This window comes from Variovorax beijingensis (assembly GCF_003951285.1).
GTDB lineage: Bacteria > Pseudomonadota > Gammaproteobacteria > Burkholderiales > Burkholderiaceae_C > Variovorax > Variovorax beijingensis.
Genome location: NZ_RXFQ01000074.1, coordinates 1 through 1,212, shown reverse-complemented (window position 1 = coordinate 1,212; position 1,212 = coordinate 1). Strand labels below are relative to the sequence as shown.

Below are 1,212 nucleotides of genomic sequence, written 5' to 3'. Positions count from 1 at the left end.
GAAAAATGGCAAAAGGTAAATTCACCCGCACCAAGCCGCACGTGAACGTGGGCACGATCGGTCACGTTGACCACGGCAAGACCACGCTGACGGCGGCCATCGCCACGGTGCTGTCGGCCAAGTTCGGCGGCGAAGCCAAGGCCTACGACCAGATCGACGCGGCGCCCGAAGAAAAGGCCCGCGGCATCACCATCAACACCGCCCACGTCGAGTACGAGACGGCCAACCGCCACTACGCCCACGTTGACTGCCCCGGCCACGCCGACTACGTCAAGAACATGATCACCGGCGCTGCCCAGATGGACGGCGCCATCCTCGTGTGCTCGGCCGCCGACGGCCCCATGCCCCAGACCCGCGAGCACATCCTGCTGGCGCGCCAGGTGGGTGTGGGCTACATCATCGTGTTCCTGAACAAGTGCGACATGGTGGACGATGCCGAACTGCTCGAGCTGGTCGAAATGGAAGTGCGCGAGCTGCTGGACAAGTACGAGTTCCCCGGCGACGACACCCCCATCATCCACGGCTCGGCCAAGCTCGCCCTGGAAGGCGACAAGGGCAAGCTCGGTGAAGAAGCCATCATGAAGCTGGCCGAAGCCCTCGACAGCTACATCCCGACGCCCGAGCGCGCCGTGGACGGCACCTTCCTGATGCCCGTGGAAGACGTGTTCTCGATCTCCGGCCGTGGCACCGTGGTGACCGGCGCCGTCGAGCGCGGCGTGATCAAGGTCGGCGAGGAAATCGAGATCGTGGGCATCCGCCCGACCGTCAAGACCACCTGCACCGGTGTGGAAATGTTCCGCAAGCTGCTGGACCAGGGCCAGGCTGGCGACAACGTCGGCGTGCTGCTGCGCGGCACCAAGCGCGAAGAAGTCGAGCGCGGCCAGGTGCTGTGCAAGCCCGGCTCGATCAAGCCGCACACGCACTTCACCGCCGAGGTGTACGTGCTGTCCAAGGACGAAGGTGGCCGTCACACGCCGTTCTTCAACAACTACCGTCCGCAGTTCTACTTCCGCACGACGGACGTGACCGGCGCGATCGAGCTGCCCAAGGACAAGGAAATGGTCATGCCTGGCGACAACGTCAGCATCACCGTGAAGCTGATCAACCCGATCGCGATGGAAGAAGGCCTGCGCTTCGCCATCCGCGAAGGCGGCCGCACCGTGGGTTCGGGCGTCGTGGCAAAGATCCTCGACATCTAAGCCGCACGCAAAG

The 1,212-nt window shown here is 64.4% G+C and carries 1 protein-coding gene; it reads left to right on the top strand.

Going from position 1 to position 1,212, the window contains the following annotated elements:
* The first annotated feature begins 5 nt into the window (after nt 1-5).
* Nucleotides 6-1,199, top strand: a complete 1,194-nt coding sequence (gene tuf, locus EJO66_RS32450; RefSeq protein WP_124962315.1) for an elongation factor Tu — start codon at nt 6-8, stop codon at nt 1,197-1,199.
* Nucleotides 1,200-1,212 lie beyond the last annotated feature (13 nt).

Excerpts from the sequence above, each read along its gene's own strand:
- tuf (WP_124962315.1), top strand. The coding sequence starts at position 6 with ATGGCAAAAGGTAAATTCACCCGCACCAAGCCGCACGTGAACGTGGGC.